Source organism: Pseudoduganella sp. S-14, from assembly GCF_049913285.1.
GTDB lineage: Bacteria > Pseudomonadota > Gammaproteobacteria > Burkholderiales > Burkholderiaceae_D > Rugamonas.
In genome coordinates this window covers 3,641,982-3,666,588 of the sequence record NZ_CP183991.1, presented here as the reverse complement: position 1 = coordinate 3,666,588, position 24,607 = coordinate 3,641,982, and the positions used below count along the sequence as shown (strand labels likewise).

At 64.4% G+C, this 24,607-nt stretch carries 22 protein-coding genes; 10 read left to right on the top strand and 12 right to left on the bottom strand.

Features of this window, described 5'->3' with window-relative positions:
* Positions 1-17 precede the first annotated feature (17 nt).
* Both ACN9MZ_RS16690 and ACN9MZ_RS16685 read left to right on the top strand, forming a co-directional pair.
* Complete coding sequence (locus ACN9MZ_RS16690) at positions 18-452, top strand: excinuclease ATPase subunit (RefSeq protein ID WP_426338100.1); 435 nt, start codon at positions 18-20, stop codon at positions 450-452.
* A 13-nt stretch (positions 453-465) separates the two neighbouring features.
* Positions 466-1,086, top strand: a complete 621-nt coding sequence (locus ACN9MZ_RS16685; RefSeq protein WP_426338099.1) for a 4'-phosphopantetheinyl transferase family protein — start codon at positions 466-468, stop codon at positions 1,084-1,086.
* Here ACN9MZ_RS16685 and ACN9MZ_RS16680 read toward each other — a convergent pair whose 3' ends face one another.
* Entirely contained in the window at positions 1,087-1,857 is a 771-nt protein-coding gene (locus ACN9MZ_RS16680) for a polysaccharide deacetylase family protein (protein ID WP_426338098.1), read from the bottom strand.
* Between the two features lie 180 nt (positions 1,858-2,037).
* On the opposite strand from ACN9MZ_RS16680, the gene ACN9MZ_RS16675 reads away from it, so the two are divergent.
* Positions 2,038-2,760: a class I SAM-dependent methyltransferase gene (locus ACN9MZ_RS16675; protein ID WP_426338097.1), complete on the top strand. Its 723-nt coding sequence runs from the start codon at positions 2,038-2,040 to the stop codon at positions 2,758-2,760.
* On the opposite strand, the gene ACN9MZ_RS16670 is transcribed toward ACN9MZ_RS16675, so the two are convergent.
* Positions 2,757-3,362, bottom strand: a complete 606-nt coding sequence (locus ACN9MZ_RS16670) for a DUF3617 family protein (protein WP_426338096.1) — start codon at positions 3,360-3,362, stop codon at positions 2,757-2,759. The genes ACN9MZ_RS16675 and ACN9MZ_RS16670 overlap by 4 nt on opposite strands.
* 134 nt (positions 3,363-3,496) lie before the next feature.
* Here ACN9MZ_RS16670 and ACN9MZ_RS16665 point away from each other — a divergent pair, with 134 nt between their 5' ends.
* Complete coding sequence (locus tag ACN9MZ_RS16665; protein WP_426338095.1) at positions 3,497-5,251, top strand: amidohydrolase family protein; 1,755 nt, start codon at positions 3,497-3,499, stop codon at positions 5,249-5,251.
* Between the two features lie 302 nt (positions 5,252-5,553).
* Positions 5,554-5,763: a hypothetical protein gene (locus ACN9MZ_RS16660; protein WP_426338094.1), complete on the top strand. Its 210-nt coding sequence runs from the start codon at positions 5,554-5,556 to the stop codon at positions 5,761-5,763.
* Between the two features lie 12 nt (positions 5,764-5,775).
* On the opposite strand, the gene ACN9MZ_RS16655 is transcribed toward ACN9MZ_RS16660, so the two are convergent.
* The gene (locus tag ACN9MZ_RS16655; protein ID WP_426338093.1) at positions 5,776-6,138 is read right to left on the bottom strand and encodes a cupin domain-containing protein; all 363 of its coding nucleotides are present in this window, start codon (positions 6,136-6,138) and stop codon (positions 5,776-5,778) included.
* 3 nt (positions 6,139-6,141) lie between these two features.
* Positions 6,142-7,113: a ribonuclease Z gene (locus ACN9MZ_RS16650; protein WP_426338092.1), complete on the bottom strand. Its 972-nt coding sequence runs from the start codon at positions 7,111-7,113 to the stop codon at positions 6,142-6,144.
* Positions 7,114-7,287: 174 nt separating this feature from the next.
* Between ACN9MZ_RS16650 and ACN9MZ_RS16645 the strand changes: the two genes are divergently transcribed.
* Genes ACN9MZ_RS16645 through lnt form a run of 3 tightly spaced genes read left to right on the top strand, consistent with a single transcriptional unit; the run spans position 7,288 to position 11,413 of the window.
* The gene (locus tag ACN9MZ_RS16645) at positions 7,288-8,367 is read left to right on the top strand and encodes an SGNH/GDSL hydrolase family protein (RefSeq protein WP_426338091.1); all 1,080 of its coding nucleotides are present in this window, start codon (positions 7,288-7,290) and stop codon (positions 8,365-8,367) included.
* On the top strand, positions 8,364-8,993 hold the full coding sequence (locus tag ACN9MZ_RS16640) for a hypothetical protein (RefSeq protein ID WP_426338090.1): 630 nt from the start codon (positions 8,364-8,366) through the stop codon (positions 8,991-8,993). The genes ACN9MZ_RS16645 and ACN9MZ_RS16640 overlap by 4 nt, the downstream gene beginning before the upstream one ends.
* Complete coding sequence (gene lnt / locus ACN9MZ_RS16635; protein WP_426338089.1) at positions 8,990-11,413, top strand: apolipoprotein N-acyltransferase; 2,424 nt, start codon at positions 8,990-8,992, stop codon at positions 11,411-11,413. The genes ACN9MZ_RS16640 and lnt overlap by 4 nt, the downstream gene beginning before the upstream one ends.
* Before the next feature lie 6 nt (positions 11,414-11,419).
* On the opposite strand, the gene ACN9MZ_RS16630 is transcribed toward lnt, so the two are convergent.
* From ACN9MZ_RS16630 to ACN9MZ_RS16605, 6 genes are read right to left on the bottom strand one after another with little or no spacing between them, the layout of a single operon-like run.
* The gene (locus ACN9MZ_RS16630) at positions 11,420-11,698 is read right to left on the bottom strand and encodes an acylphosphatase (protein WP_426338088.1); all 279 of its coding nucleotides are present in this window, start codon (positions 11,696-11,698) and stop codon (positions 11,420-11,422) included.
* Positions 11,698-12,594, bottom strand: a complete 897-nt coding sequence (locus ACN9MZ_RS16625; RefSeq protein WP_426338087.1) for a diguanylate cyclase — start codon at positions 12,592-12,594, stop codon at positions 11,698-11,700. The genes ACN9MZ_RS16630 and ACN9MZ_RS16625 overlap by 1 nt, the downstream gene beginning before the upstream one ends.
* Entirely contained in the window at positions 12,591-16,055 is a 3,465-nt protein-coding gene (locus ACN9MZ_RS16620; protein WP_426338086.1) for a response regulator, read from the bottom strand. Before ACN9MZ_RS16620 ends, ACN9MZ_RS16625 begins: the two co-directional genes overlap by 4 nt.
* Entirely contained in the window at positions 16,049-17,413 is a 1,365-nt protein-coding gene (locus tag ACN9MZ_RS16615; protein WP_426338085.1) for an oxygenase MpaB family protein, read from the bottom strand. Before ACN9MZ_RS16615 ends, ACN9MZ_RS16620 begins: the two co-directional genes overlap by 7 nt.
* A complete protein-coding gene (locus ACN9MZ_RS16610) occupies positions 17,410-18,210 on the bottom strand; it encodes a carotenoid biosynthesis protein (RefSeq protein ID WP_426161734.1) in 801 nt (266 codons plus the stop codon). The genes ACN9MZ_RS16615 and ACN9MZ_RS16610 overlap by 4 nt, the downstream gene beginning before the upstream one ends.
* Before the next feature lie 11 nt (positions 18,211-18,221).
* Positions 18,222-20,459, bottom strand: a complete 2,238-nt coding sequence (locus ACN9MZ_RS16605) for a TonB-dependent receptor (protein ID WP_426338084.1) — start codon at positions 20,457-20,459, stop codon at positions 18,222-18,224.
* A gap of 210 nt (positions 20,460-20,669) precedes the next feature.
* Here ACN9MZ_RS16605 and ACN9MZ_RS16600 point away from each other — a divergent pair, with 210 nt between their 5' ends.
* Complete coding sequence (locus tag ACN9MZ_RS16600; protein WP_426161732.1) at positions 20,670-21,077, top strand: carboxypeptidase regulatory-like domain-containing protein; 408 nt, start codon at positions 20,670-20,672, stop codon at positions 21,075-21,077.
* On the opposite strand, the gene ACN9MZ_RS16595 is transcribed toward ACN9MZ_RS16600, so the two are convergent.
* The gene (locus ACN9MZ_RS16595; RefSeq protein WP_426338083.1) at positions 21,064-21,861 is read right to left on the bottom strand and encodes an isocitrate lyase/PEP mutase family protein; all 798 of its coding nucleotides are present in this window, start codon (positions 21,859-21,861) and stop codon (positions 21,064-21,066) included. The genes ACN9MZ_RS16600 and ACN9MZ_RS16595 overlap by 14 nt on opposite strands.
* Before the next feature lie 99 nt (positions 21,862-21,960).
* On the opposite strand from ACN9MZ_RS16595, the gene msbA reads away from it, so the two are divergent.
* Positions 21,961-23,781, top strand: a complete 1,821-nt coding sequence (msbA, locus tag ACN9MZ_RS16590; RefSeq protein ID WP_426338082.1) for a lipid A export permease/ATP-binding protein MsbA — start codon at positions 21,961-21,963, stop codon at positions 23,779-23,781.
* Here the strand turns inward: msbA and ACN9MZ_RS16585 are convergent, their stop codons facing one another.
* Positions 23,782-24,597 carry a c-type cytochrome gene (locus ACN9MZ_RS16585; protein WP_426338081.1) on the bottom strand — a complete coding sequence of 272 codons (816 nt, stop codon included), beginning with the start codon at positions 24,595-24,597 and terminating at the stop codon, positions 23,782-23,784.
* Positions 24,598-24,607: the final 10 nt, after the last annotated feature.

Here is a 24,607-nt window from a genome sequence, read left to right as displayed (position 1 = left end):
AAGACCAGATGAGAAAGATGATTTCTGTAGCAGTGATGGCCGCCGCCTTCATGGCATCGTCGGCAGCTTCGGCTGGCAACGACATGCTGAAGTTTCCGATCGAGGGCGCCATGGCCGCTAACGACGCGCAGGCACGCCTGGGCGATTCGGTCAAGTTCTACTTCGCCGGCCAGCCGACGCCGGCCATTGCTTCCAAGATCATTAGCGACAAGACCAGCCAGCGCACCAACGGTTTTGGCAAGTCGGCTGAAAAGGCGTGCAATTACGTCTTCCTGTCCGCCATGCTGCAATTGCAGAAGCGCGCGCAAGACATTGGCGCTGATGCCGTCGTCAATATCGTCAGCAATTTCAATAACGTTGAGTTCGCCAGCGCTACCGAGTTCCAATGCGCCGATGGCGCACTGATGGCCGGCGTCGCACTGAAGGGCGATTTCGTCAAGCTGGCCAGGTAAGGAGAAGAGGCGCATGGCGCGCGGGATGTTGCTCTGGCTGGCCGATGCGGATGCACTGCCCGAGGTAAGCCTGCAGCGCTACCTGGCATGGCTGACGCCGGGCGAACTGGCGCGCCATGGCCGCTTCGTACGCGAACAGCGCAAGCGCCAGTTTGTCGCAGGCCGGGTGTTGCTGCGCATGGCGCTGGCGCCGCTTCTGCGGGTGCCACCGCAGCAGGTTTTGCTGGAGGAGCGCAGCAGCCAAGCGCCGCGCTTGCTGACGCCGGCGCCGGGAGGCAGCGCCCCGGGGTTCAGCATTTCCCACAGCGGACGCTGGGTGGCCTGCGCCGTCGGCGAGCATGCGGTAGGGCTGGATATTGAAGTGCGCGACCCGGCGCGCGACCTGGCGGCGTTGGCAAAACAGGCATTTGACGCCGATGAAATGGCACGCTGGCAGCAAATGCAGCGCTGGGATGACGCAGCAAGAATTGAAGGATTCTATCGGCTCTGGAGCGAGAAGGAAGCGCGCATCAAGCTCGGCCTGGCGATTGGCGGCCATTGCGTCGCCGTGCCGCACCAGGAGCTGTCGGTGGTGTTGTGCAGCGCCGTGCCGTTGGCGAGCGTGCCGCAGCCGGTGCTGGTCGGGCTGCCCTGATCAATGCTCCCACAGCCAGTGCCAAAGACCGGGCAGGGGCGGGGCGTTTTCCGGGGTGTCGACAGTGGAGGCCATGGCGGCGCGTTCCAGTTCGTCGCGGTTGTCGTAGAAAGGCTTGTCGGCCAGCGGAATCTCCAGTTCGTGCGCCACGTCGAGCAGGATGCCGAGGTATTCCTCGAAATGGCGGGCGGTATGGCGGTTGACGTCGTGGAAGGTGACGACGACAGGCGTGGCGCCGTCGACGGCCCGCATGGCGCCGGCGGCCCATCGCTTGCGGGTTTCGGCCAGCATATTGAGCATGTTGGAGCGTTTGTGGAAGCTCATGTTGAAGACGTAGATCACGCCGTCCTTGGCGCTCAGGTCGGTCAGCAGCATGCTCAGGCCATGGGCGCGGTAGGACGCCAGCGTCTCGGCGTCATAGGCCCAGAACGGCGGTCGCACCAGCTTGGGCACAGCGCCGGTTTCGGCCAGCAGGTCGGCAACGCCAAGCTGCAGGGTCGCATCGAGCTTTTCACGGCTCATGAGGCGGTGGTTGGAATGGAAGGTCGTCGCAGAGTGCAGCGCGACCACGTGGCCTTCGGCATGCTCGCGCCGGATCAGCGCGCGGCCCCTGTCGGTGCCGCCGCCGCTCCAGGCACGCGTCTGGGTGAAGAACACGGCCTTGATGTTGTCCTGGTAGGGATTCTTCTCCAGGGTCTCAAGGATGCGCACCGTGGGATTGAAGTAAGGGGCCCAGGCCGGGCCGTCATCGAACGTGAGCAGGAAGCGCACAGGGGCCTGGTCGGCCTGCGCTGCCGCTCCCGGGGGAAGTAGCAGTATTGTTAAGGCAGCAAGTAGCAGGCGCAGGAAAAGCACGGCAAAAGGTGGTCAGGACAGATCGGCCCGATATTGTACGTGATTTGACCAAGCGCCTCTCGCAGGCCGTTTGTATCAACTTAAACAGAAAAGAATATGAGCGCTAGTTTAGAAGGCATCCAGTCGTCCGGTGAGGTTCACGTTGAAGAGACGGCGTTTGGCAAATGGTTTTTGCGTACCGAGACGTGGACTGTGCACGTGCTGGAGCGTGCACTGAAGGATCTGCAGCGCCTGATGCCGGGTTCGCCGGCCAGTTTCGGCGTGGTGGCGGACGTCGGCTGCGGCTTTGGCCGCTCCCTGCCGAAGCTGCACCAGCGCTTCGCGCCGCAGCGCCTGATCGGCATGGACATCGACCCGGAGATGCTGCAGCACGCGGCCAAGGAAGTGGCCGCGCATGACATCAAGGCCGAATTCATCTGCTGTTCGAGCTCCAATATCAAGCTGGAAGACAATTCGGTGGACCTGCTGTTCTGCCACCAGACCTTCCACCACCTGGTGGACCAGGAAAACGCGATCCGCGAATTCTTCCGCGTGCTCAAGCCGGGCGGCGTGCTGCTGTTCGCCGAATCGACCAGGCGTTACATCCATTCCTGGATCATCCGCCTCCTGTTCCGCCATCCGATGGACGTGCAGAAGACCGCGCCTGAATACCTGGCGATGGTGCGTAACGCCGGCTTCAGCGTACCTGACAGCGCGGTTTCCTACCCCTTCCTGTGGTGGAGCCGCGAGGACCTGGGATTGATGGAGCGCGTGCTGCGCATCAATCCGCCGGCCGAACGCGAGGAAACCCTGATCAACCTCGTGGCGGTAAAGCCTTAGCCTTCCTGCTGCGGTGCTACGCTGCCGCAGTCGCTGCCTTTCCAGCGGGCGGTCACTTCCTGCGTGGCGTGGAAGTCGCCCGTTTGCGGCACAGGCGCGCCATTCGGGCCGGTGACCTTGCCGTCGCCGACCATCTTGAAGCGCCACTCCTTGCTGTTGGCGACGATGTACTCTCCGCTGCCTTTGTAGTTGGTCCCCTGCGGACCCATGCAGGCGGCCTTGAACTTGGCGCTGGAGCTGCTGGCCGAGATGATGTCCAGCTTGCAGCCTTGCGACGACTGTTCCATCTTGCGCTTGATGTCCTCGGTGTCGACTCCCTTGGCCACCTGGGCTGCCGTCAGGCAGGTCTGGGTCCCGCCGGCGTTGCTGCCTTGTCCCATCTGGTCCTGCATCTGCTTGCGCTGTTCAGGCGTCAGGCGCGCCATCATGCGTTCGCGCCCTTTGCGCATCGCTTCCTCTACATTCTGGCCATTGATCATGGTGACGCGGGTTTCTTCCCACAGGCCCGGTGCCAGTTTGAGGGCGATTACTTCCGCATGGCCATGCAGGCAAACGGTGGCAAGGCTGGCGCTGAGCGCAAGGGCTTTCATGGCGTAGTTCATTTGTTACTCCTCTTGGCGAAAGGAGCGAAGGATAGCAAAAAAACATCGGGTTGCGGCGCAAGTTTCAGCAGTTTGTTGCAAGGATGTTGTTTAAAGATTAGCCTTGCTCAACAATAAAACTGACAGGGGATATCGTGAATGGCATCGAGCGTCGCCGTAGCTTCCTGAAGTGCGCAGCTGTGTTGGGCCTTCCGGGCTTGACTGGTTGCTGCCTTTTCGGACCGCGGGAGATTATTCCCTATTGCCCGAACAGCGACGCGGTCAGCGATCTTAAGGCGGAACTGACCATCGATGTCCACGCCCATGTGTTCAATGGAACCGACCTTCCGGTAAAAAGTTTTCTCGAACTTGTCATGTCGCGCCAGGTGGGCGTGCCGGGCAGCGTTGCCGCCATCCTAGGGGCGCTGCTGCAGACGGCTGCCTGGTCCAACGCACCCAAGGCCCGGGAAGAGCGGGCCGAACTGGAAAAGATCAAGCGCAAACTGGCAATGTGTGGCGATCGTAGCGGCCAGTTGGCGATATCGACGATGGTGCAGGCGATGGCTGACAGAGCGTTCAGGAATGCCGTGCAGGAGCTGACGAATGCACTCAACTCCTCAGCGGCCCTGAAGAGTGCGAGGTGGAAGGCGCAGGACCAGGCTCTGGCTCTGGACATGACGATCCAGGCTGAGGCTGCGGTAGCCGATGAAATCGAGCTGGTGTCAAAGATGCCGACGTATGGCGAATACTGGAAGTATCTCGCAGGCGCCGCACAGGGCCAGGGACTGGTGGCCATCGCCCGCATCAGCGCGCGCGGTGCCATCGCCTTTGTCATTCAGAATTTCCAGTACCGCTACGTAAGCGTGCACGATTACCTGGGCCTCTATAACGTACCAGGCAAGCGGGTCATCGACCTGCTGATGCCGATGATGGTCGACTACGACTGGTGGCTGGCACGAGGGAGCCCGACTGCGTCGTCGCTGGTCGAACAGGTGGAAACAATGGAACAGATGGCGATCGTAACGGGCGGCCGTGTCCATGCCTTCGTGCCGTTCGATCCCTTGCGCGAGGTCGCATTTGGCCTGAAACTGGCGCCATCGGGCTCACTGGAGCTGGTCAAGGATGCGCTGGATCGAGGATGTATCGGTGTGAAGCTCTACCCGCCGATGGGGTTCGCGGCTTTGGGCAATAGACGGCTGCAAGAAAGATCGCCGGGGTTCTGGCACCAGCAATGGTTCGACGAACGGCTGTTGCTGCCCGACCTTGGACGGCGCCTCGATAAGGCGCTGCGCTCCCTGTACCGGCATTGCGTCGACAACGACATTCCCATCATGGCGCATACGGCGCAATCGAACGGCCCATCGAGCGATTTCGAAGGCCTGGCTGCAGCCGAATACTGGGCATGTGCGCTGAAGGAATTCCCCGGACTACGCATCAATTTCGGGCATTTCGGCGACACTGGGTTTGGCGGGAGCGGGACGGGCGCATATGCCCGGGCGAAGGAGTTCGCGGGGTTGATGCAGGTCCAGGGTGCTGGCTGCAATGCGTACGCGGATTCTGGTTACTTCATTGAGGCTGTCGATCATAAGGAGAGCTTCAAGACGGCGCTTGCGCAACTGATGAAGGAAACCGATGGCAAGGGCAGCGCTTCGCTCGCAAATCGCTTCATGTACGGCACCGATTGGGAAATGACGATCACGCAAGGGCATATCGAGACCTACCTGGCGAATTTCGAGGGGGTATTCGAAAGCAAGCAGGTGGCACGCAAGTTCTTCGGCGCAAACGCCGCCGATTTCGCTGGCCTGAGAAAGGGCCAGCCGACGCGCTTGCGCCTGCAAAAATTCTACGACCGGCACAAGATTCCGGCGCCAGACTGGATGCGTAAGATCGACCAGCCACAATCAGCATAAGGAGACTGGATGAGCTGGCCGCGACCGACAGCGGGCCGAGCTTCCTGTATGGCGTAAGGTGGAACGATTCGCCGAATGTCGTGCGGACCGGGTAATGTACTTGTTATGCAAAACGAAGCTGCAGGCGACCAATAGCCTGCCGTGCTGGGGATCGCAAATGCTATATAGGAAGACGCACTTGCGGGTGGGCACGTGGAAAGCGAAGTTGGCGAAGGGGACCGTTTTGCCTGGGGGCCGTCAAGGCGTTCCACAGCTACCAGGGCCAGGACGGCGACTGGCACAGCTGCCACGAACGGAATCCGATGCATGGCGGCTGGGCGGAGGAGATAGGCGAACCGCGCAACCCGGTCAGCGTCGGCGCCAATATCATCCGGATTCTGCGCGCCGTCGGGCCGGCAACAGATGAAGGCATGGGGGATATGCGCGGCAAGATCGGCGCGGCCTTCCTGCATCTTGCAAATCCAGGCCAGCTAAGCACGACCGGCGACACGAACAGGCCATCTTGCGCCTAACCTGGGGGCGGCCTACGGCTGCCGCTCGACGATGACGTAGTGCTTGCGGACCGGCTCAAGGACCTCGAACACGCCTTTGAAGCCTGCCGGGATCACCAGCGCGTCGCCGGGGCCGGCTTCGGCGGCGTGGCCATTTTCGTCGATCACGCGGCAGCGGCCTTCGAGAACGCAGAAATACTCATCCTTGTTGGGGGCAAAGGCGATGCGCCAGCTGCCTCTTTCGCAGGCCCAGATACCGGCATGGACTTCGCCGCTGGCGTTGGTGAAATGGTTCCAGGTGGTGCGCTTGGGATTGCCGGCCAGCCGGCGCTCCTCGCGAGGATGGTCGTACTCGGGGGCCGGCGCTTGGGTACGGAATTCGGTGATTGCTGTCATGTGTCATTTCACGCGCGGCGCTGGCGCGATTTTGGCCAGGGTGCCGTCGCTAAGTTCGTAGGTATCGAAATCGTGGGCCAGGAACAGCGTGCCGCTGTAATGCTGGCGCGCTTCGGCTTCCACCTCGGCCATGCCTTCAGGATTGTCGTAGCGCGGACTGAAGTGGGTGAGGACGAGGTTGGGCATGCCGGCCGCCGCCGCGAAACTGGCGGTGCGCTGCACTGAGCTGTGCTGCGGGCCGGGACCGACTTTCTGCAGCACCGCCTCGGTGTAGGTCGCTTCGTGGACCAGCAGGTCGGCGCCCTGGCAGGCTTCGGCCAGCAGCGAAGGGGCGTCGTTGTCGCCGCCGATGACCGCACTCACGCGTTCGACGTGCTGCGAGCGGAACTCGGCAGCGGCAAGCAGCGTGCCATCGTCCAGCCGGACGTCCTTGCCGTGCTGGAGCTGGCCCCAGGCCGGGCCGGGAGGCACGCCGCGCGCGCGCAAGGCGTCACTATCAGCCTTCCATGTAGTCTTTTCGAAGCTAAACTTAAAGCCGACGCTTGGCGCGCGGTGCGACAGCGGGAAGCGCTCGATCTTCAGCCCATCCTGCTGGTGCACCAGGCGCTGGCGCGCGACGTCGACATGGATGATGTCGAACGTGAGGAAGAGCTCTGTGTGCAGCATGGTGGCATCGAGCCAGGCCTTGACGGCGGCCGGTGCGATCAGGATCAGCGGCTTCTTGCGGCCGGTCATGGAGGCGCTTGCGAGCAGCCCAGGCAGGCCATAGCTATGGTCGCCATGGACGTGGGTGATGCAGATGCCGGCCAGCTCATGCACGGTGAGCGGAATGCGTTGCAGTTGGTGCTGGGTAGCCTCGCCGCAATCGACCAGCCACCAGTCGCGGTTCATTGTTGAGTGCAAGGCCAGCGCAGTGACGTTGCGCCGGATGGTCGGCACGCCCGATGAGGTGCCAAGGAAGGTCAGTTTCAGCATGCCATATTATGCCGCATCAGGGCCGGTTCGTGGCCCGCGCGCGACAGGCGCCAGTGCCTGGGCGGCCATTTGCGTGTCCTGGCGAGCCAGGCCGTGGTGGCCGCGCAGGGCGGCGTTAAGATGAGTTGTTGGCTGGTCGATTCGAACAATTACTTCAATGATCGGAGACACTCTATGCAAACTCGCATTCGCAGCACGCTTCTGGCCGCAGTAGTCTTCTTCACCCTCGGGGGACAGGCAGCAGCAAACACCCTGACCCAAAACGTATCCTGGACCATCGACCGCGCCGGCACCAGCACCAAGTACCGCGTCGTGGCCTACGGCGATTCGATCTATGCGGGCTATAACGGTTCGATCACCAGCGCGGCCAAGTATTCGGCGCCGACGGTGGACGCGGAATACCTGTCCGCGGCCTGGAATGCCGACATTGAAAGCGTGCGCCGCGCCAAGTCCGGCGCCGTGGCCTCTGATGTCTACAACAACAAAATTGTCGCCGAGCGATCCTACATGCAGGCCAGCAATACGCGCGTGGTCACCTTCGAAATGTGCGGCAACGACGGGCTGCAGGCCCGCTCCGCCTTCAAGGGCCAGACCGGCACCTGCGACGACTCAGTGCTGACCTCTGCCGAGAACAGCTGCAAGACCTACGTCGCGGCGGCCATGGACTACATCAACGCCAACGCCTATTCGGGCGTGAAGGTGAAGGTCATCTCGAACCTGCACTATCCCGGCTATGCGGCCGACAATGTGCAGAGCTCCTGCAAGGATCCGAATACCGGCGCCACCGTCAACATGCAGCAGAAGTTCCTGCCGGCCCTGGCGCGCATGAACTTCATGATGTGCGATACCGCGCGCCAGAAAGGCTTCCAGTGCGCCGACAACTTCGCGCAATACATGGGTGCCGATTACGACAGCAACGGCGACGGCATCGCCGATTCCGATGCGCTGCGCTATGTGGCCGGCGAGAGCCAGGCCAGCTATGTGACCCGCATCACCTCGACGCTGCGCTCCACCATCCGCGACGCCAACACGCACTTCGTGTCGGCCGGCAGCAGCTACGACTACATCCAGTCGGACGATACGCACCCGACTTATACCGGCAGCACGGTCACGGCAGGGCTGTTCGGCGGGACTACCGGTACCGGGGCGCCACGCTACACCTCCTTCAGCGCGGGCAAGAACCCGATCTGGAACCAGTTCGGGCATGAACGCATGGGGTGGGCGGTATCGGTCTTCAACTCGCCAACGCCATGAGTTCCTGGCGCCCCAGCCCGGGTTACCTGGCGGCGGCGCTGCTGCTGGCCGTTGGCGCGGCCAGCCTGGCTTTCTTTCTTTGGTATTTCGCGCGCGGCGACGCCGCAGCCGGGGCGGGCCAGGCGCAGGCCCCGGCAAGCGTGGCGGCTGCCGGACGACCAGCCTCGGCCGCCATTGCCGGGCCGGCAGTTGCACGCGAAGGGACCCAGCGCAAGACGCTGCCTGCGCCGGAAGGCGATGCAGATCCGACGCGCGACTTGCGCAGTTACGTCATGCGGGGCGAGAAGCCGACCATGAATGAAGTGATCAAGCGCTTGAATGAGCAAGGCGTGCACACCGGGCTGGGCGCGTTCAATCCGCCCGGCACCAGCCCACCCCTGGTCGGCCTGGCCGTGCCCAAGGATTTCCCGCTGCCTGCGGGGTACGTACGGCACCACCAGGTCACCGACGATGGCCAGTCCATCGAACCTGTCCTGATGTTTGCGCCGGACTTCCAGCTCTACGATGCATCGAACCGGCCCCTTGAGATGCCGAAAGACCGCATCGTTCCTCCTGAAATGGCGCCGCCGGGCCTGCCGTTGCGGCGGATCGTGATCCCGCCTCCACTTGACACCTCCGGACAATGAAGCCGCTTGCCTGCATTCTCGCCAGCGCTGCGATGACTGCCGTGTATGCACAGGGCGGCGCGGGCTGGGTGCTCGGATTCCTGCTTCTTGTGCCCTGGCTCCGGGCGCTTGACTGCCGCCGTTCCCTTGCCGGAACGCTGCTGCTTGCCTGGGCGATGTCGCTCGCCTACACGGCGGCGGGCTTTGCGTGGTTTGGCGCTGCGCTTGGGCGCTATACGCAGGCCGGGGAGGCCAGTGGAGTTGCCTTGCTGCTGCTTGCTGCGCCCTTGTTCCAGCCGCAGTTCCTTGCTTATGGACTGGTCCGCCTCGCCGCCGGGCGCTGGTACGGGCGGGCCGTATGCGCGTTGGCGGCGGCTGCGGCATGGGTGGCAGTGGAGTGGCTGGTGCCGCGCATGCTTGGCGATACGCTCGGATACGGCCTGTACCCTTCGCGCCTGCTGCGGCAGGCGGCCGACGTGGGCGGGAGCGCGGGACTGACGCTCTTGCTCCTGCTGGCCAACGAGGGCGTGGCGGCGGCCATCGCCCGGCATGGCCAGGGCTGGCGGGCAAGCGCGAAGCCCTTGGCCCTGGCGGTCTTGGTCCCTGCCGTGCTGGCGGCGTACGGTGCGCTGGCGCTTTCGGGCAGTGCACCGTACGCCGCCAGCACGGCAGGAAAACCGCTGCGCATGGGGCTGATCCAGGCAAACGTGGTTGATTATGAAAGGCAGCGGCTGGAGAAGGGCGCTTACGCGCTCGTACGCGAGGTGCTGGACCGGCATTTCTCGATGGGGTATGACGCGGTGACGCGCCAGCGTGCGGAAGCCTTGCTCTGGTCCGAGACAGCGTATCCGACCACGTTCGGCAAACCAAAGAGCGAGGCCGGCGCGGAATTCGACCGGGAGATCATTGAATACGTGAATGCGGCCTCGGTACCCCTGGTGTTCGGGACCTATGAGCGGGATGAACAGGGCGAATATAACGCCGCGGCCTTTGTGCAGCCGGGCCGGGGCTTGCTGGGGTTCTATCGCAAGTCGCATTTGTTCCTGTTCACCGAATACCTGCCGGCGTGGCTTGATGTGCCGGCCTTGCGGAGGCTTCTGCCCTGGGCTGGCAACTGGCAGGCCGGAAGCGGCGCGCGGGTGTTCCCCTTGCGCCTGGCGGACGGGCGCGAGATTGCGGTGCTGCCCTTGATCTGCCGCGATGACGTCGACCCGGCCCTGGCCATCGCCGGCGCGCGGCTTGGCGGGCAGGTGATCCTGACGATGTCGAACGATTCCTGGTTCAGCGGGGAGGGGCCGGGTGCGCGGCTGCACCAGGCCGCAGCGGCCTTCCGCAGCATCGAAACGCGCCTGCCGCAATTTCGCGTGACGACAAACGGCTACAGCGCAGCGATCGATGCGAACGGCGACATCCTGGCCGGAACCAGCGTCGGCGAACCTGCGCTGGTCATTGCGGACCTCCCGGTGCGCTCCCCCGCGCCCACCCTGATGGTGCTGTGGGGCGACTGGCTTGGCCTGGCATGCTGCGCGCTGTTGCTGGTGCTGACGGTAAGGCCGCTTAGCCAGGCGTGGCGGCCGCACTACGATGGCGCCAGGGCGCGCATGCCCAGGCCGGCATTCCCGATGCGCGTGGCGGTGCTGCCGCCGGCGGCACGCATCGTTGCCGGGCTGTTGCGCGTAATTTCTCGTGCGGGTTTGCTGGGCATGGGAGCGGCCTTGCTGCTGAACGAAGCGCTGCGCGGCAATACTCTTGGGCAGTTGCGCATCTTCTCCCTGGTGTTCCTGCTGCCGGAGGCAATCGCCTGGTGCGTGCTGATGGCGTTTTCGGCCCGGGCGACATTGAGCGAGGGCCGGCTGCTACTGGCGCGTGGTGCGCAGGAACTGGCGCTGGCCCTGGACCAGGTGGCTGCCGTCGAACCCTGGCGCCTGCCGGTGCCGGGCCGCGGCGTGGCGTTGCGCCTGCGCTCCGGGAAATACTGGGCAGTTGGACTCGCCTTGCCGGACCCGGCAGCCTTCGCGGCGGCGCTGGCCGCTGCCGGCGGGCCCGCTATGGCGAACACGCCGGGGTGGCGCATGCTGATGGCGCCGGAGACGCGGCTTGATCATCCGCTTGCCAAGTTTGCCCTGTTGCCGCTGGCGTTGGCGCTTCCCGCTTTCCACCTGCATCAGCACATCGCCTATGGCAGCGCATTGGGCGAATATTACAGTTTCGGGCTGGCGGCCTACCTGAGTGCTTTCGGGCTGTGGTGGGCGGCGTGGACAATCGGCGTGGTGCTGGGGGCGGCACTGGTGCGCGCCCTGATTGAATCGGCAAGCATGCTGGTAGCAGCGCTGCGCCCGGGCGATGCGGCCGGCATCCGCCTGGCCCTGGAGCGTGCCGGACATATTACGCTATACCTCGCCTTGCCCGGCTGGCTGCTCCTGCGCGTATTTGGCGCGTGACTATGCTTAGACCGTCGGGCGGATGTCGAAGGTGGCGGCCGGCGGTGCGGGTTCCGGATCGTCCGCCACATGGACGCGGCTAACCCGCGCGGTGCCGGGCCCCTGGTGCGCCCATTCGATGATGGCTTTCACCGCGTCGGCTGGGCCGTGCACGCTGGCCTCGACCGCTCCGTTGGCACGGTTGCGCACCCAGCCCGCCAAGCCGAGCGCTGTTGCGCGTTCTGCAAGCGCGTAGCGATAGCCAACGCCTTGCACCAGACCTTCGATCATCAATCTCTTGGCCATCACATCCTCCAGTTGACGCGGTTGCGGCCTGCTTCCTTGGCTCGGTACAGGGCCGCGTCGGCGGCATCGAACAGCGCGGAGGCGCTTTCCTGGCTGCCAGGCGGCAGGGTTGCACCGCCGATGCTGACCGTCAGCAGCGGGCTGGCAATGGATTGCTCATGCGGAATCAGCAACTGGGCCACTGCCTCACGAATTCCCTCCGCCACGTACAGGGCTTGCGCCGCGTCGGTTTCAGGCATCAGGATCACCAGTTCCTCGCCGCCATAGCGGGCGGCGAGGTCGCAGGGGCGGCGCATGGCATTGCGCGCCACGCGGGCCACAGCGCGCAGGGCACGGTCGCCGGCCGGATGCCCGTAATGGTCGTTGTACTGCTTGAAGCAGTCGATGTCCAGCAGCGCTACTGAAATCGTGTGTGCGTGGCGGGCGGCGCGCTGCCATTCGCTTGCGTAGACTTCATCGAAGCGGCGGCGGTTGGCCAGTTCGGTCAGGCCGTCCATATGCGCCAGGTGCTCGAGCATGCGGCGCTGCCGTACCACTTCCAGGTGGGTGGCCACGCGCGCCATCACGACCGTGGTGTTGAAGGGCTTGGTGATGTAATCGGCTGCGCCCAGCTTGAGGCCGCGCGCTTCGTCCTCGGGCCGCCCCATGCCGGTGATGAAGATGACTTCAATGTGGGCAGTGGCGGCGTCGGCGCGCAGTCGGCGCAGCACTTCGTAGCCGTCCATGTCGGGCAACATCACGTCCAGCATCAGCAAGTCTGGCAAGTGGCGCTGGGCGCGCTCGATAGCCTGCTCGCCGGTCTTGGCAAGCAGTACCACATACTCCGGTTTCAGCAAGGTCGCGAGAACCTGGCGGTTGATGCCGTCATCGTCCGCGACTAAGACCTTTTGGCTCATGCACTCAATTCCATATCAACGCCGAGTGCTTGTGCAAGTTCGGCCAGCGGTTTCAAGGCATCATGATATTCGATTTCGTCCACTGCACGCTGGATGCGCGCCAGCAGCGCAGCGTGGCCGGACGCAGTCAGAAGGGCGCTCAGTTCGGTCAGCAAATCTTCGGAACGGGCGTCGTCGGTCCGCAGGTAGCGGTCCAGTTCACGCAGCAGGCGGCCAAAGTCGGCTGTCTGGCTTTCGCTGGCGCTGGTCGGCGCTTGCAAGGCATTTGCAAAGCCGGCCAGGATGATGCCGAGCGACTTGGCCATGTCCGCAGCCTCCCGTGTGCAGCGCTCGGGGCGTCCATCGCGGATGCCGGCTTCGACGATGTCGGACAGTTGGGCGAGCCCGATGGCGCCGAGGTAGGTGGCGCTCGATTTCAGGTTGTGGGCCAGGCGCTCGACCTGGGCCCAGTCGCCGTCGGCCAGTGCGGCAGTGAGCAAGGCCGGGCCGCCGCCGTATTCGGTGCAGAAGCTGCGCATGCGCTTGGCGAGAATGGCCGGATCGCGTTCGGCGCGCGCCAACGCATATTGCCAGTCGACGCCTGCCAGCGGCGGGTAGGCCGCAGCGACCGGCGCGGCCGGGTTTTCTGCAGCGGGCGCGCCGGGAATGGCGCGCCCGACCAGGCGTGCAGGATCGATCCACTTCAGCATGGCGCGGAACAGCACGTCCGGATCGATCGGCTTGGTGATATGGTCGTTCATGCCCGCTTCCAGGCTCCTGGCCTGGTCTTCCGGCATGGCGTGTGCGGTCATGGCCAGGATAGGCAGGTCGCGCAGCGCTTCAATGGCGCGGATCTGGCGTGCGGCGCTCAGGCCGTCGACCACCTGCATCTGCACGTCCATCAGCACCAGGTCATAGTCGCCTTGTTGCACCATCCGCACCGCCTCGCCGCCGTGAACGGCGACATCGACGTGCACCCGCACCGTTTCCAGGAAGTCGACTGCCACCTCGCGGTTGTTGGCATTGTCTTCCACCAGCAGCACGCGGGCGCCGTGCAGCCGCGCCAGCTCCTCGGCCGGCACGCCGCGCTGTTCCGCCTGCAGCGATGCCGGCTGGGCAATCTCGGGGCGCAGCACTTGCAGCAGGCTGTGATAAAGCAGCGCAGGGCCGACTGGCTTGGTCAGGAAGCCTTGCAGCGGCAGCTCGCCTTCCTCCTGCAGCACCGTTTCGCGGGTGCAGGCGCTGACCATCAGGATCGATGGCGGGGCAGCGAAGCGCGGGTCGGCGTGGATGCGGTGGATGGTTTCCACGCCATCCCAGCCCGGCATCATGTAATCCATCAGCACCACCTGGTAGGGCATGCCGCTTTCCACGCCGCGCAGCAGCATGTTGAGCGATTGCTCGCCGGAGCTTGCGCTTTGCGCAGCCACGCCGAAGGTGCCGAGCATTTCCACCAGCGCTTCGCGCGCCGTGGCGCTGTCGTCCACCACCAGCACGCGGGCCTGCTGCAGCCCGCCGGTCGGGGAGGAAAGAGGCTCGGCGCTGGCATCGCCGAGGCCGAGCCTGACGGTGAAGCTGAAACGGCTGCCCACGCCAGGCGTACTGGTCACCTTGATGCTGCCGCCCATCAGCTCGACCAGCTGGCGCGAGATGCTCAGGCCCAGGCCGGTGCCGCCGTATTTGCGCGTGATCGAGCTGTCGGCCTGGCTGAAGGACTGGAACAGCCGGGCGAGCTGCTCTTCGCTCATGCCGATGCCGGTATCGCTGACGCTGAATTGCAGCACCACGCCATCGGCAGAGCGCTCGACGGCCTTGACGGCCACCACGATCTCGCCGCGTTCGGTGAACTTGACGGCATTGTTGGTCAGGTTGATCAGCACCTGGCCGAGGCGCAAGGGGTCGCCGACCAGCTTTTGCGGAACGCCGCGTTCGACGCGGAACACCAGCTCCACCTTGCGCGCATCGGTCTTGATGGCGGTCAGGGTGGACAGGTGGTCCAGCATCTCATCCAGGCTGAACGGCACGGCTTCCAGGGCCAGCTTGCCGGCTTCGATCTTGGAAAAATCGAGGATGTCGTTGATGATGCCGAGCAGGTGTTCGCCTGCGCCGAGGATCTTGGCCAGGTAGTTGCGCTGCTTGGGACTTGGATCGGTCATCAGCGCCAGGCGGCTCATGCCGATGATGGCATTCATCGGGGTGCGGATCTCGTGGCTCATATTGGCCAGGAAATCGGATTTCAGTCGGGTGGCCGCTTCGGCGCGCAGCATGGCGTTCTGCAGTGCCTTGGTGCGCAGGCCGAGGATGCGCATGAACACCAGCATGTCGAAGGCATTGCCGAACTGGAGGGCGTGCATGGTCCAGAAGTTGGCCGCCATCTTGCCGCTGATGACCTGGCTCAGCACCACCGACGACAGGAAACTGACTGCCCAGCCCAGCATGAAGTAGATGCCGACCGAATCGCCGCGGCGCGCGCGCTTGTAGGCGCCCGGCAGGCCAAGCAGCATGGGCAGCAAGCCGAGGGTGCTGACGATGACCACCAGGCCTTCGACGCTGATCACATCGAGGCAATAGGCCACGGCAAACAGGGCGGCCAGCGCTGCACCGGCCTTCATCAGGATCGAGAAAGTACGGTCGACGCCCGGGCGCGCCAAGGACTGCTGGACGAACAGGTAGCCGCCGCAGGACGCCATCAGGGCAAACAGGCCGCCGGCGTGCAGTGTCATCCACACATTGTCGCGCCAGATGTACTGGCTGCCCAGGCCGAAGAATTCGAAGGAGAACAGGGTGGTGCCGGCGATCAGAAGGGCATACTTGCCGAATAGCGGCTCGCGCAAATTGGCCCATTGGGCCAGGCTATACAGCAGCAGGCACAGGCTGAGGCCCATCAGCATCCCCTGCAGCATTTGCTCGGCCAGCGCGGAGGCGTGGTAGACCGCGGCCTTGGAGAAGTGAATCGGGAGGATCATCGAGCCGACATTTTCGACCCGCAGCAAGATCACATGGTCTGCGCCGGGCGTCAGGCGCAAGGCTGCCGCCGGCGTGCGGCCGCCGCCGCCCGGTGCGACCACTGGCTGCAGGTTGCCGGTCACGGTGTGGCTGTGGAGCGCACCATCGGTGGCGGCAAACACGTCGACCCGGTTGATCTGCGAATAATCGATGTTGAGGGTCCATTCGCCGGTGGCGTCGGCCGGCACGAAGACAGGGATGCGGACCCAGACCACGGTGCCTTTGTTGACCCCCAGCGTGGCATAAGCCGATTGCGGCTTCTGGAACCCGGCGGCAGCGGCCAGGACCTCGGCTGCGCTAAGGGTGCCGCCCGGGTCTTTCAGGATCGTGACGGCGGGCCAGGCGTCGTGCGAACCGGCACGTTCGTCCAGCACCAGCGGGGCCGGCGCCGCACTTCCCGGGGCGCTGGCCAGGCACAGGCTCGACGCCAGCGCCAGCATGAGGGCGAAGAAAACGAGGGGGACGCGCTTCAGCATGGCTGCTGGTCTCCTGCCGGCTTGGCCGGGGCACGGCCGGCGAGGCGCGCTTCCAGTGCATTCATCCAGGCCGGCGCCTTGGGATCCTTGCCCCAGCTGCGCACGGCGCTGTCCACCTGGTTCAGCACCGCAGGCGGAAGTTTCAGCGGGCGGGTCTGGTCCATCAGGAATTTCACGGTGAACTGGTAGCCGAAAATGCGGGTGATCATGCGGCAGATCGAAAAATTGGGGAAGGCCAAACGCACTAGGGCGTCGACGCCGCGCACCACCACCATGCCGCTGATGAACAGTGCGCGTGACAACAGGTTGACGCGCTGGTTCAGCGCCAGGTCGAGACGGGCGGACTTGCCGCACAGGTAGCGCGTAAGCAGGACCGGGAACGGCTTCAGGATGCGCAGCGGGATCTGGTCCTGCATTGCCTTCATCAGTGCCGCGCCAAGTTCCGGGCGCGAGTCGGGCAGGTAGGGCGACAGCCGGGCGCGCGCCTGGATGTCGTTGAAGCTGGCCTCGGCCTGCTCCATGGTTTGCGGCATGAGGCCGGATTCGATGCCGAGGATGTGCCCGACCACGTTCCAGGTATGCAGGTAGGCCTGTTCGTCCTGCCGCGGCAGGCCCAGGCCAAGCTTGCGCAGGCCGCGCAGGAAAATATAGTGGAAGGTGAGCAGGGTGTAGGCCAGTTCTTCCTGGTTGCAGGGCAGGCCGTTGGCGGCGACGTCCCAGCCATGGTTGTACAGGGTGTCGTGCACATTGCGGCAGGGCGCATCCATCGGCGCCACGGCGCTGCCGCCTTCAAGGACTGCGTCGGAAGGGTTGCCGCGCAAGATCAGGTGGCGGATAGTGGCGTGGATCAGCCGCACCTTGAGGATCTGTGCGACACCGCCGCCCTCCGGGCTGGTCAGGCCGCCGTGCATCATGACCGGGAAGATCATGGCGGCCGTGGAGCGCACGCGGTAGTCGGTGTGGGCTTCGAGCTGGCCGGCGACGTGCAGCACGCCCGCCAGGTCGGGCACGACATAGCATTCGGGCAGGCTGGCGCAGAACAGCAGGCTGCAGGACAGCATGCTCATGTCGAAGAACAGTTCTTCCGAGCGCGCGATGCGGGCGGCATCGGCCCATTCAGGCAGCCGCGAGCCTGCGGCAAGATAGGCTTCCAGCGCGGCCGCTATCGGCGCCGGGGTGCCTTCGGGGGCGCGCCAGCCGGCGATGATGGCGTTGCTTTGCCACTCGCCAAGCAGGCGGTTCACAATGGCGATGGCTTCCCACTGGCTGCCTTCGTGGCCGTGGAGGATGGCTGCGATGGCGTCGTCGGCGAGCGGGTCGGCACGCAGGGTCGGGGCCACTGCGATGGGCGCGTTCATTGCGCTTCCTTCCAGCGCATCCAGCCGCAAAGGCCCGTCAGGACGGGAATTCCCATGGCGAACAGGGCGATGGTACGGGTCTCGATCGGGTTGCCTTTCAGGGCCTGGAATACCATGCTGCCGCCGTAGATCAGCAAGGGTACCAGCGCGTAGAGGGGCGTAACCCTGCTGCTTGGAACCGGCGGCTTGTTGCGCAGCGTGAGGCGGAAGCCGTAAATGATGGCGAAGGAAATCGTCATCCAGCCCACAAAACCCTGCAGCGTTTCGCCGAACCAGCCGCCATCGGTCTTGGTCATGATCCAGGCCTTGAGCGTGAAGACCATGTAAGGATCGGCGCCCAGGTCGTAGGCGGTCACGATCATCGCGCCAAGGAAGGCCATGATGAAGGTCATCAGCGTCGACGGCACGCCGTCGGTCGGCGTTTGCCAGACGATCAGGTTGGCGATCACATAGGCGACATAGCACAGCGCAAACCACATCAGAGGGATGATGAAGGGCACGGAGCCGATGCGCGGGCCCAGCACGTCGGTATAGGTGTAAGAGCCGAAGAACCAGCCATAACGCGCGCCCATCTCCTCGGCGAACCAGCCGACGACCACGCCGATGACGACGAAGCGCAGCGCCGGTGCGTGCCCGAGGAAGTGGCTGGCACTGGCCCAGCAGCAGGCGAACATCAGGATCGAACTGACGATCAACAGGGTCGTCGTTTCGCTCCAGCTACGCGATGCGAGCGCGATCAGGAATCCGGCGAGCAGGACGAGGGTGATGCGGGGCAGTTGGTTCAGCAGCGACTTCATACGTCTCCGGGTTAGAAGTGGTAGTCGAAACGGATGTCGAAGGTCCGTGGATCGCTCGGCGCAGCCATGCCGAAGCTGTCGATGGTGACAGGCTGCACCTTGTTTTCCAGGTTCTTCACGTGAGCCATCAGGCGCCAGTTGGCACCGTCGGGGCGATACGCCAGCGAGAGGTCGCTGGAGGTGCGCGGCGGGATGCGGTATTGCAGCAACTGGCTGGAAGCGCTGATGTTGTAGGCCGCGCTGCGGCGCGCGCCGATGCCGGCGGTGAGTGCGGCGCCAGGCAGGCGGAAGCTATGGTCCCAGCCCAGGCTCAGCACCGAATGCGGCGCCCGGTCCAGCGGCTCGCCGGCCCAGGAAACCAGGCCGTTAGGCCGGTAGCTGACATAATGGGCATCCAGCAGCGTGAAGCCGTAGGTGAAGCTGTCGGCAGGGGTGGCACGTACCTGCCCATCGAGCTCGAGGCCCTTGACGCTGGCGGCGCCTGCATTCTGGGTGACGAAGCGCGGCGCGCCGGCCACGATCGCAACGCCGGAGAGCTGCAGGTTGGTATAGTCGTAGTTGAAGATGGCCAGGTTCATGCTGGCACGCTTGTTCCAGAACCGCGTTTTCAGCCCGGCTTCCCAAGATTTCAGCGTTTCGGGCCGGTAGAACAGGGTTTCTGCCGGCACGGCGATCACGGCCGGGCAGGCGATGCCCAGCGCGCTGGCACCGGCCAGGCAGCCGTCATTGAAGCCGCCCGACTTGTAGCCGGTGGCGATGCTGGCATAAGCCATGGCCGCCGGCGCCAGGTCGACCTCGGCACCCAGCTTCCACGTCGTCTTGTGGGTGGCCAGTGTGGCGTCGTTCAGCATCTTGAGGTCGGTCGCGGCGTTGAATTCGTGCGCCTGCTGGAAGTTGGTCGAGCCAACGCGCGACTTGTCGTCCTCCGTATAGCGCAGGCCCGCGGTGGCGCGCAGGTCCGGCGTTACGCTGTACGTCAGCTGGCCGAAGGCGGCCTTGCTGCGCGAAATCGTCGGTCCATGCTGGAACACGTAGTAAGGCGGCAGCTTGACCAGCTGCAGGTCGCGGAACACATACAGCTGGTGCGATTCTTCACGGAAGTAATACAAGCCGCCCTGTGCCTTCAGCGGGCCGCTGCCGGAGGTGGACAGGCGCAGTTCATGGGAATCCTGGCGCTGGTCGCCCCAGAAATTCTCGTGCACGCCGATTGCCAGCGTGGGTTGCACGCGGTAGTAGAAGTTGGCCAGGAAGTCGTGTTCGTTCTTGCGGTGCGAGCCAAGGTAGTCCAGGGTGACGGGACCGAGGTTCCACGAGAGTTCGGCGCCCAGGCTGTCGGTCGACTTGTGGTTGTAGCCCTGCTCGAGCTTTGTATTGAAGGGCCTGAAATGGTTGGTCAGGCGCTCATCGGTGCCGGCGTCATACCAGGTGGGTCTGCCTGTCTCGACGCCCTTGTAGAAATTGGTGTCCGGGACGATGTTGTCGATATTGCCGTTTTGCGTGGCGTGTTCGTAGCGCAGCAGCAGCGAGGCCGACCTCCCCAGGGCCAGTTTGGCGGACAGGCGCGCGGCGCGGTCGTCGCGGTCCTGGCCCAGTTCATGGCCGGTGCCCTGGCCATTGCGCAGGTAGCTGTCATGCTTGCTGAGCGCTACTGCGGCGCGCAGGGCGAGCATGTCATTGACCGGCAGGTTGAGCATGGCGTTCGCTACGCGCGAATGGAAATTGCCCAGCGCAAGGCCGGCAGCGCCTTCCCAGCGCTGGGTTGGCGCATTGCTGATGACGTTCACCACGCCGGCCGTGGTGTTGCGGCCATACAGGGTGCCTTGCGGACCGCGCAGCACTTCGATGCGGTCCACGTCCAGGAAGCCCAGGGTCTGGGCTTGGGGGCGGGCGATATAGATTCCGTCCAGCATGAAGGCGGCCGAAGGATCTCCCTTTTCCGTCACGTCGGAATTGGACACGCCGCGGATCGTGATGCGCAGCCCGTCCGGCGCGCCGTCCAGGTGCACATTGGGCAGGCGCTTGCCGATGGCGGCCGCGTTGTCGATGCCGAGTTTGTCCAGTTGCTCGGCAGTGAGGACCGACATGGCGACCGGTGTGCGCGATTCGGGCGCAGCGATGCGCTGGGCCGTCACGAGGACTTCCGGAATTTGCTCTTCAGTTTGACTTTGCGCGATGACAGGCGCGCAAAGAATGCTGGAGACCGCGGCCGCCAACATGGTCGGGCGCAGATGCGCCCCGCAATTCGACATGATTACCCCTAGTGCCTTGCTTTATATGATTATTTTTGCAACGTTACTTAAAAGTGTTGCTAGCAAAGTTCAAGAGTCTAACAGTTTGGCAACGTAGGAAATAGGGGTATGTAGGCTTTCCCCGACATGGAAACGACACGATGGCTGATAGCGTGCCGGGCGAGAGGGGAGAATACTGGCGGCAAGCCTGAAAAAGGAAAGGAGTGCATCATGTTTGTACGAAACATTACTTTCGCCTTCACCCTGGCTTGCAGCGCCATCGGCGCAGCAGTGGCGGCCGATGAGCCGCAATTCGTGACTGGCGGCGTCGGCCTTGAAGAGCGTGGCCAAATGCTCGCCAGCAAGCCGGATTACAACGTGCGCATGACCTTCGCGACCCGCGGCACCGGCGAGTACCGCTCGGACGTCCAGGTCGAGATCTCTGATGCGAAAGGCCACACCAACGTCAACGCCCGCGACGCCGGGCCATTGATGTTCGTTAACCTGGAGCCTGGCCGCTACCGCGTGACCGCTACGGCGGCCGATGGCCAGGTCCAACGCCGCGAGGTGCAAGTGCAGCCTGGACGGACGAAGGACCTGTACTTCTACTGGAGCGAACCGGCCACTATCGTGCAGTAGACATCAGTTGGTTGAGCGCACCGTACTGGAAGGTCTGCTCATCGTCGATGGCGCCGGTCTGGTGGAAGCGTTCCATATACACCCTCAGCCGGCCCATCATTACCTCGGCCGGCGACGATCCGGCGCTCAGGCGGCGCACGCCCAGCTGGGCCAGGCGCGCAGGCGGCGCCAGGTTGGGACGGGCCAGCACATTGAGCGGCATTGGTGTGCCTTTTGCAAGCTCGGCAATTTCACCCTCGTCCGTGACGCCCGGGGCAAACAGGCCGCTGGCTCCCGCTTCCTGGTACAACGCTGCACGGCGCAGGGTTTCTGCCACGCGTGCGCCCGGTTCGGCCAGGCCGCGCAGGTAGACGTCGCAACGGGCGTTGATATACAGGTCGATGCCGGCCGCAGCGGCCGCCGCGCGCGCTGCGCCGATCTTGCGCGCCAGCAGCTCCGGCGGCGAACCGCCATCTTCCATATTGATGCCGACAACGCCGGCCTGGACCAGTTGCACGACAAACTGGCCAACGACTTCCGGATCGGAAGAATAGCCGTCCTCGATATCGACCGTCAGCGGCAAGGCGCTGGCGCGGACGATGTCGCGCACGGTTTCCAGTAACAGGGCGGTCGGCAGCTGCGAACCGTCGGCGTAGCCGTGGCCCCAGGCGACTGCCGCGCTGCTGGTTGCGAGTGCCTTGGCGCCGGCCAGGGCGGCGATGCGGGCGGTACCACCGTCCCAGCAATTGGCCAGCAGCAGGATGCCATCCTGGTGCAGGGCATGGAATTGGCTGTCGTTGCGCATGTGGTTTTTTCCTTAACATTGAGGAGCTGGCCATTCTGCCACGGTTCCCGCATTCCTGCTTTGGTACAATTCGGGGTTGCCAATCAATCCCCAACCATAGTGCAAAGCCGCCAACTCTACGTCCGCCTGATCAAGGAATTCCTCCCCTATAAGTGGGCCGCCCTGGTGACCCTGGTCGGCGTGGGCGTGGCGTCGATGACCGACGTGCTGCTGATACGCCAGCTGCAGAATGTGGTCGATGCGGTGCAGCCGAACGCGGTCGCCGGCGCGGCGCCGCAGAGCGGGGCGCTGGCGATGGTGCATGCCTGGCTCGACAGCATCCTGCCGACCGATCCCGGCGCCGCTGCGCTGTGGGCGATCCCGGCCCTGATCATGGCCCTGGCCCTGTTGCGCATGGTCAGCACGTTTACCGGCGACTACGGTTCCGCATGGCTGACCCAGCGCGTCCAGGCCAATGTGCGGGAGCAGATGTTTGCCCGCGTGCTGCGTCTTCCCAACCGCTATTTCGACCAGTCTTCGACCGGCACCACGCTGTCGCGCATTGCCTTCGATGCCACGCAGGTGACCCAGGCCGGCCTCAGCGTGCTGACCATCGCCGTGCGCGACACGGTGGCGGTGATCGGCTTCCTTGGTTCGCTGTTCGATATCGACTGGAAGCTGGCCCTGTTCTGCCTCGTGCTGCTGCCCCTGGTGGCACTGGTCGTGACCATCGCGGCCCGCCGCATGCGCCGCCTCAGTTCCAGCGCCCAGCATGCAATGGGCGAGCTGACCCGCGTGCTGGACGAGAGCATCGGCGGCCAGCGGGTAGTGAAGATTTTCGGCGGCCAGGCCTACGAGCAAAAGCGCTTCGATGAAGTGGTGAAGCTGAATCGCCAACTGGCCGTCAAGCACGCTTCGACTGCGGCGATGAATTCCGGCCTGATCATGTTGATGGTCGGCGCTACCTTGTCGGCCGTGATCTATTACGCCTTGCTGCGCGCGCAGGCAGGGGCACTGACGCCCGGTGCTTTCGTCGCCTTCATCACCTGCCTGATGTCGTTGCAAGGCCCGATCAAGAACCTGACCAAGCTGAATGAACCCCTGCAGCGCGGCCTGGCCGCTGCGGAATCGGTATTTGGCCTGATCGATGCGCCAATGGAAGCCGATACCGGCACGCGCCCGGCGGATAATGTGAAAGGCCGCATTGAATTGGTCGATGTTGGCTTCCGCTACAATGCGGACGACCCGGAAGCGGCGCCGGCGCTGCGCTCGCTGTCGCTCGACATCGCCGCCGGCGAGACGGTGGCGCTGGTGGGGGGCTCGGGCAGCGGCAAGACCACGCTGGCCAGCCTGCTGCCGCGCTTCTACGACGTCAGCAGTGGCCGGATCCTGCTCGATGGCGTGGACTTGCGCGAATACCGCCTGCCTGAACTGCGCAGCAAGATCGCCCTGGTGAGCCAGGACGTGGTGCTGTTCAACGATACGCTGGCCGCCAATATCGCTTACGGCGATCCGGCACCGGATCTGGCACGGGTCGAAGCGGCATCACGCGCGGCCTATGCGCATGACTTCATCATGCGCCAGCCTCAGGGCTACCAGACCGAGGTCGGCGAAAACGGCATGCGCCTGTCGGGCGGCCAACGCCAGCGCCTGGCCATCGCGCGCGCCTTGTACAAGGACGCGCCTATCCTGATCCTGGACGAGGCGACCAGTGCGCTGGACACCGAGTCCGAACGGCAGGTGCAGGCTGCGTTGGAAAAGCTGATGGAAGGCCGCACCACGGTCGTCATCGCACACCGCCTGTCCACTATTGAGAACGCTGACCGCATCGTGGTCATGTCGGCAGGCTCCATTGCGGAGCAGGGCAGCCACGAAGCGCTGCTGGCGAAGGGCGGCATTTATTCCCGCCTGTACCAGACGCAGAAGCAGCTGGACCAGTAATCACCGGGTGGCCTGCAGCAAGTAGGCGGCCATGTCGCGCGCATCGCGCTCCGGCACGCCAAGCTGCGGCATGGCGGTACCGGGTTTGACCTGCTGCGGCGCGCGAATCCATTGCACCAGGTTTTCTTCGCTTGTCGGCAGCTTGCCGGCGATGAAGCTGCGTTGCGCCAGCCCGTCCAGATTGGGGCCAACGAAGGTCAGCGGGCCAGTAACGCCCGGGACATGGTGGCAGGATTGGCAGGCAAACTGGGTCAGCGCCAGCCTGCCGCGCTCGCGGTCCGGTACGTGGCCCACCGACTGCTCGACCGGCGCGTCGGGCGGGGGCGGCGCAGGCGGCCTTTCGATTGCGATATAGTCCGCAGGCGTCATTGCAGGCAGCAGGCCGAGGAAGGCGACTACGTCCCAGATTTCGCGCTCGCTCAGATGGAAGCGCCATGCGGGCATCCCGCTCATCTTGATCCCGTTTGCGGTAATCCAGTACATTTCACGCGCTTTCCAGCGCCGTGCCGCGTCGGCCAGCGGGCCGGGGACCGGCTGCATGCTCAAGCCGATCACGCCCATCGGCACACCTGGTCCGCCATGGCATTGTTCGCAGTGCTGGCGAAACAGGACGCCGCCGCGCGCCGAGGCGCCCGCCGGCGCCGAAGGGGCCGCGATTTCGCGCGCGTGAAAGCGTACCGATTGCTGCATGCCGCGCTCGATCAGCGTGTGCACGAACTGGAAATGCGGGCGGAGCGCGGAAGCGTCATACCAGCCTGCCTGCAGCACCACGGTAGCCGCCAGTATTCCGGCCAGTCCGGCCAGGCACAAGCTCATAACGGCGGTA

What these genes read in the sequence shown, in the direction of transcription:
- ACN9MZ_RS16645 (WP_426338091.1), top strand. Translation starts at nt 7,288, where the DNA reads ATGCAAACTCGCATTCGCAGCACGCTTCTGGCCGCAGTAGTCTTCTTC.
- lnt (WP_426338089.1), top strand. Translation starts at nt 8,990, where the DNA reads ATGAAGCCGCTTGCCTGCATTCTCGCCAGCGCTGCGATGACTGCCGTG.
- ACN9MZ_RS16585 (WP_426338081.1), bottom strand. Translation starts at nt 24,597, where the DNA reads ATGAGCTTGTGCCTGGCCGGACTGGCCGGAATACTGGCGGCTACCGTG.
- ACN9MZ_RS16640 (WP_426338090.1), top strand. Translation starts at nt 8,364, where the DNA reads ATGAGTTCCTGGCGCCCCAGCCCGGGTTACCTGGCGGCGGCGCTGCTG.
- ACN9MZ_RS16685 (WP_426338099.1), top strand. Translation starts at nt 466, where the DNA reads ATGGCGCGCGGGATGTTGCTCTGGCTGGCCGATGCGGATGCACTGCCC.
- ACN9MZ_RS16660 (WP_426338094.1), top strand. Translation starts at nt 5,554, where the DNA reads ATGCATGGCGGCTGGGCGGAGGAGATAGGCGAACCGCGCAACCCGGTC.
- ACN9MZ_RS16615 (WP_426338085.1), bottom strand. Translation starts at nt 17,413, where the DNA reads ATGAACGCGCCCATCGCAGTGGCCCCGACCCTGCGTGCCGACCCGCTC.
- ACN9MZ_RS16675 (WP_426338097.1), top strand. Translation starts at nt 2,038, where the DNA reads ATGAGCGCTAGTTTAGAAGGCATCCAGTCGTCCGGTGAGGTTCACGTT.
- ACN9MZ_RS16605 (WP_426338084.1), bottom strand. Translation starts at nt 20,459, where the DNA reads ATGTCGAATTGCGGGGCGCATCTGCGCCCGACCATGTTGGCGGCCGCG.
- ACN9MZ_RS16625 (WP_426338087.1), bottom strand. Translation starts at nt 12,594, where the DNA reads ATGAGCCAAAAGGTCTTAGTCGCGGACGATGACGGCATCAACCGCCAG.
- ACN9MZ_RS16620 (WP_426338086.1), bottom strand. Translation starts at nt 16,055, where the DNA reads ATGCTGAAGCGCGTCCCCCTCGTTTTCTTCGCCCTCATGCTGGCGCTG.
- ACN9MZ_RS16690 (WP_426338100.1), top strand. Translation starts at nt 18, where the DNA reads ATGATTTCTGTAGCAGTGATGGCCGCCGCCTTCATGGCATCGTCGGCA.
- ACN9MZ_RS16600 (WP_426161732.1), top strand. Translation starts at nt 20,670, where the DNA reads ATGTTTGTACGAAACATTACTTTCGCCTTCACCCTGGCTTGCAGCGCC.
- ACN9MZ_RS16650 (WP_426338092.1), bottom strand. Translation starts at nt 7,113, where the DNA reads ATGCTGAAACTGACCTTCCTTGGCACCTCATCGGGCGTGCCGACCATC.
- ACN9MZ_RS16655 (WP_426338093.1), bottom strand. Translation starts at nt 6,138, where the DNA reads ATGACAGCAATCACCGAATTCCGTACCCAAGCGCCGGCCCCCGAGTAC.
- ACN9MZ_RS16670 (WP_426338096.1), bottom strand. Translation starts at nt 3,362, where the DNA reads ATGAACTACGCCATGAAAGCCCTTGCGCTCAGCGCCAGCCTTGCCACC.
- ACN9MZ_RS16610 (WP_426161734.1), bottom strand. Translation starts at nt 18,210, where the DNA reads ATGAAGTCGCTGCTGAACCAACTGCCCCGCATCACCCTCGTCCTGCTC.
- ACN9MZ_RS16630 (WP_426338088.1), bottom strand. Translation starts at nt 11,698, where the DNA reads ATGGCCAAGAGATTGATGATCGAAGGTCTGGTGCAAGGCGTTGGCTAT.
- ACN9MZ_RS16595 (WP_426338083.1), bottom strand. Translation starts at nt 21,861, where the DNA reads ATGCGCAACGACAGCCAATTCCATGCCCTGCACCAGGATGGCATCCTG.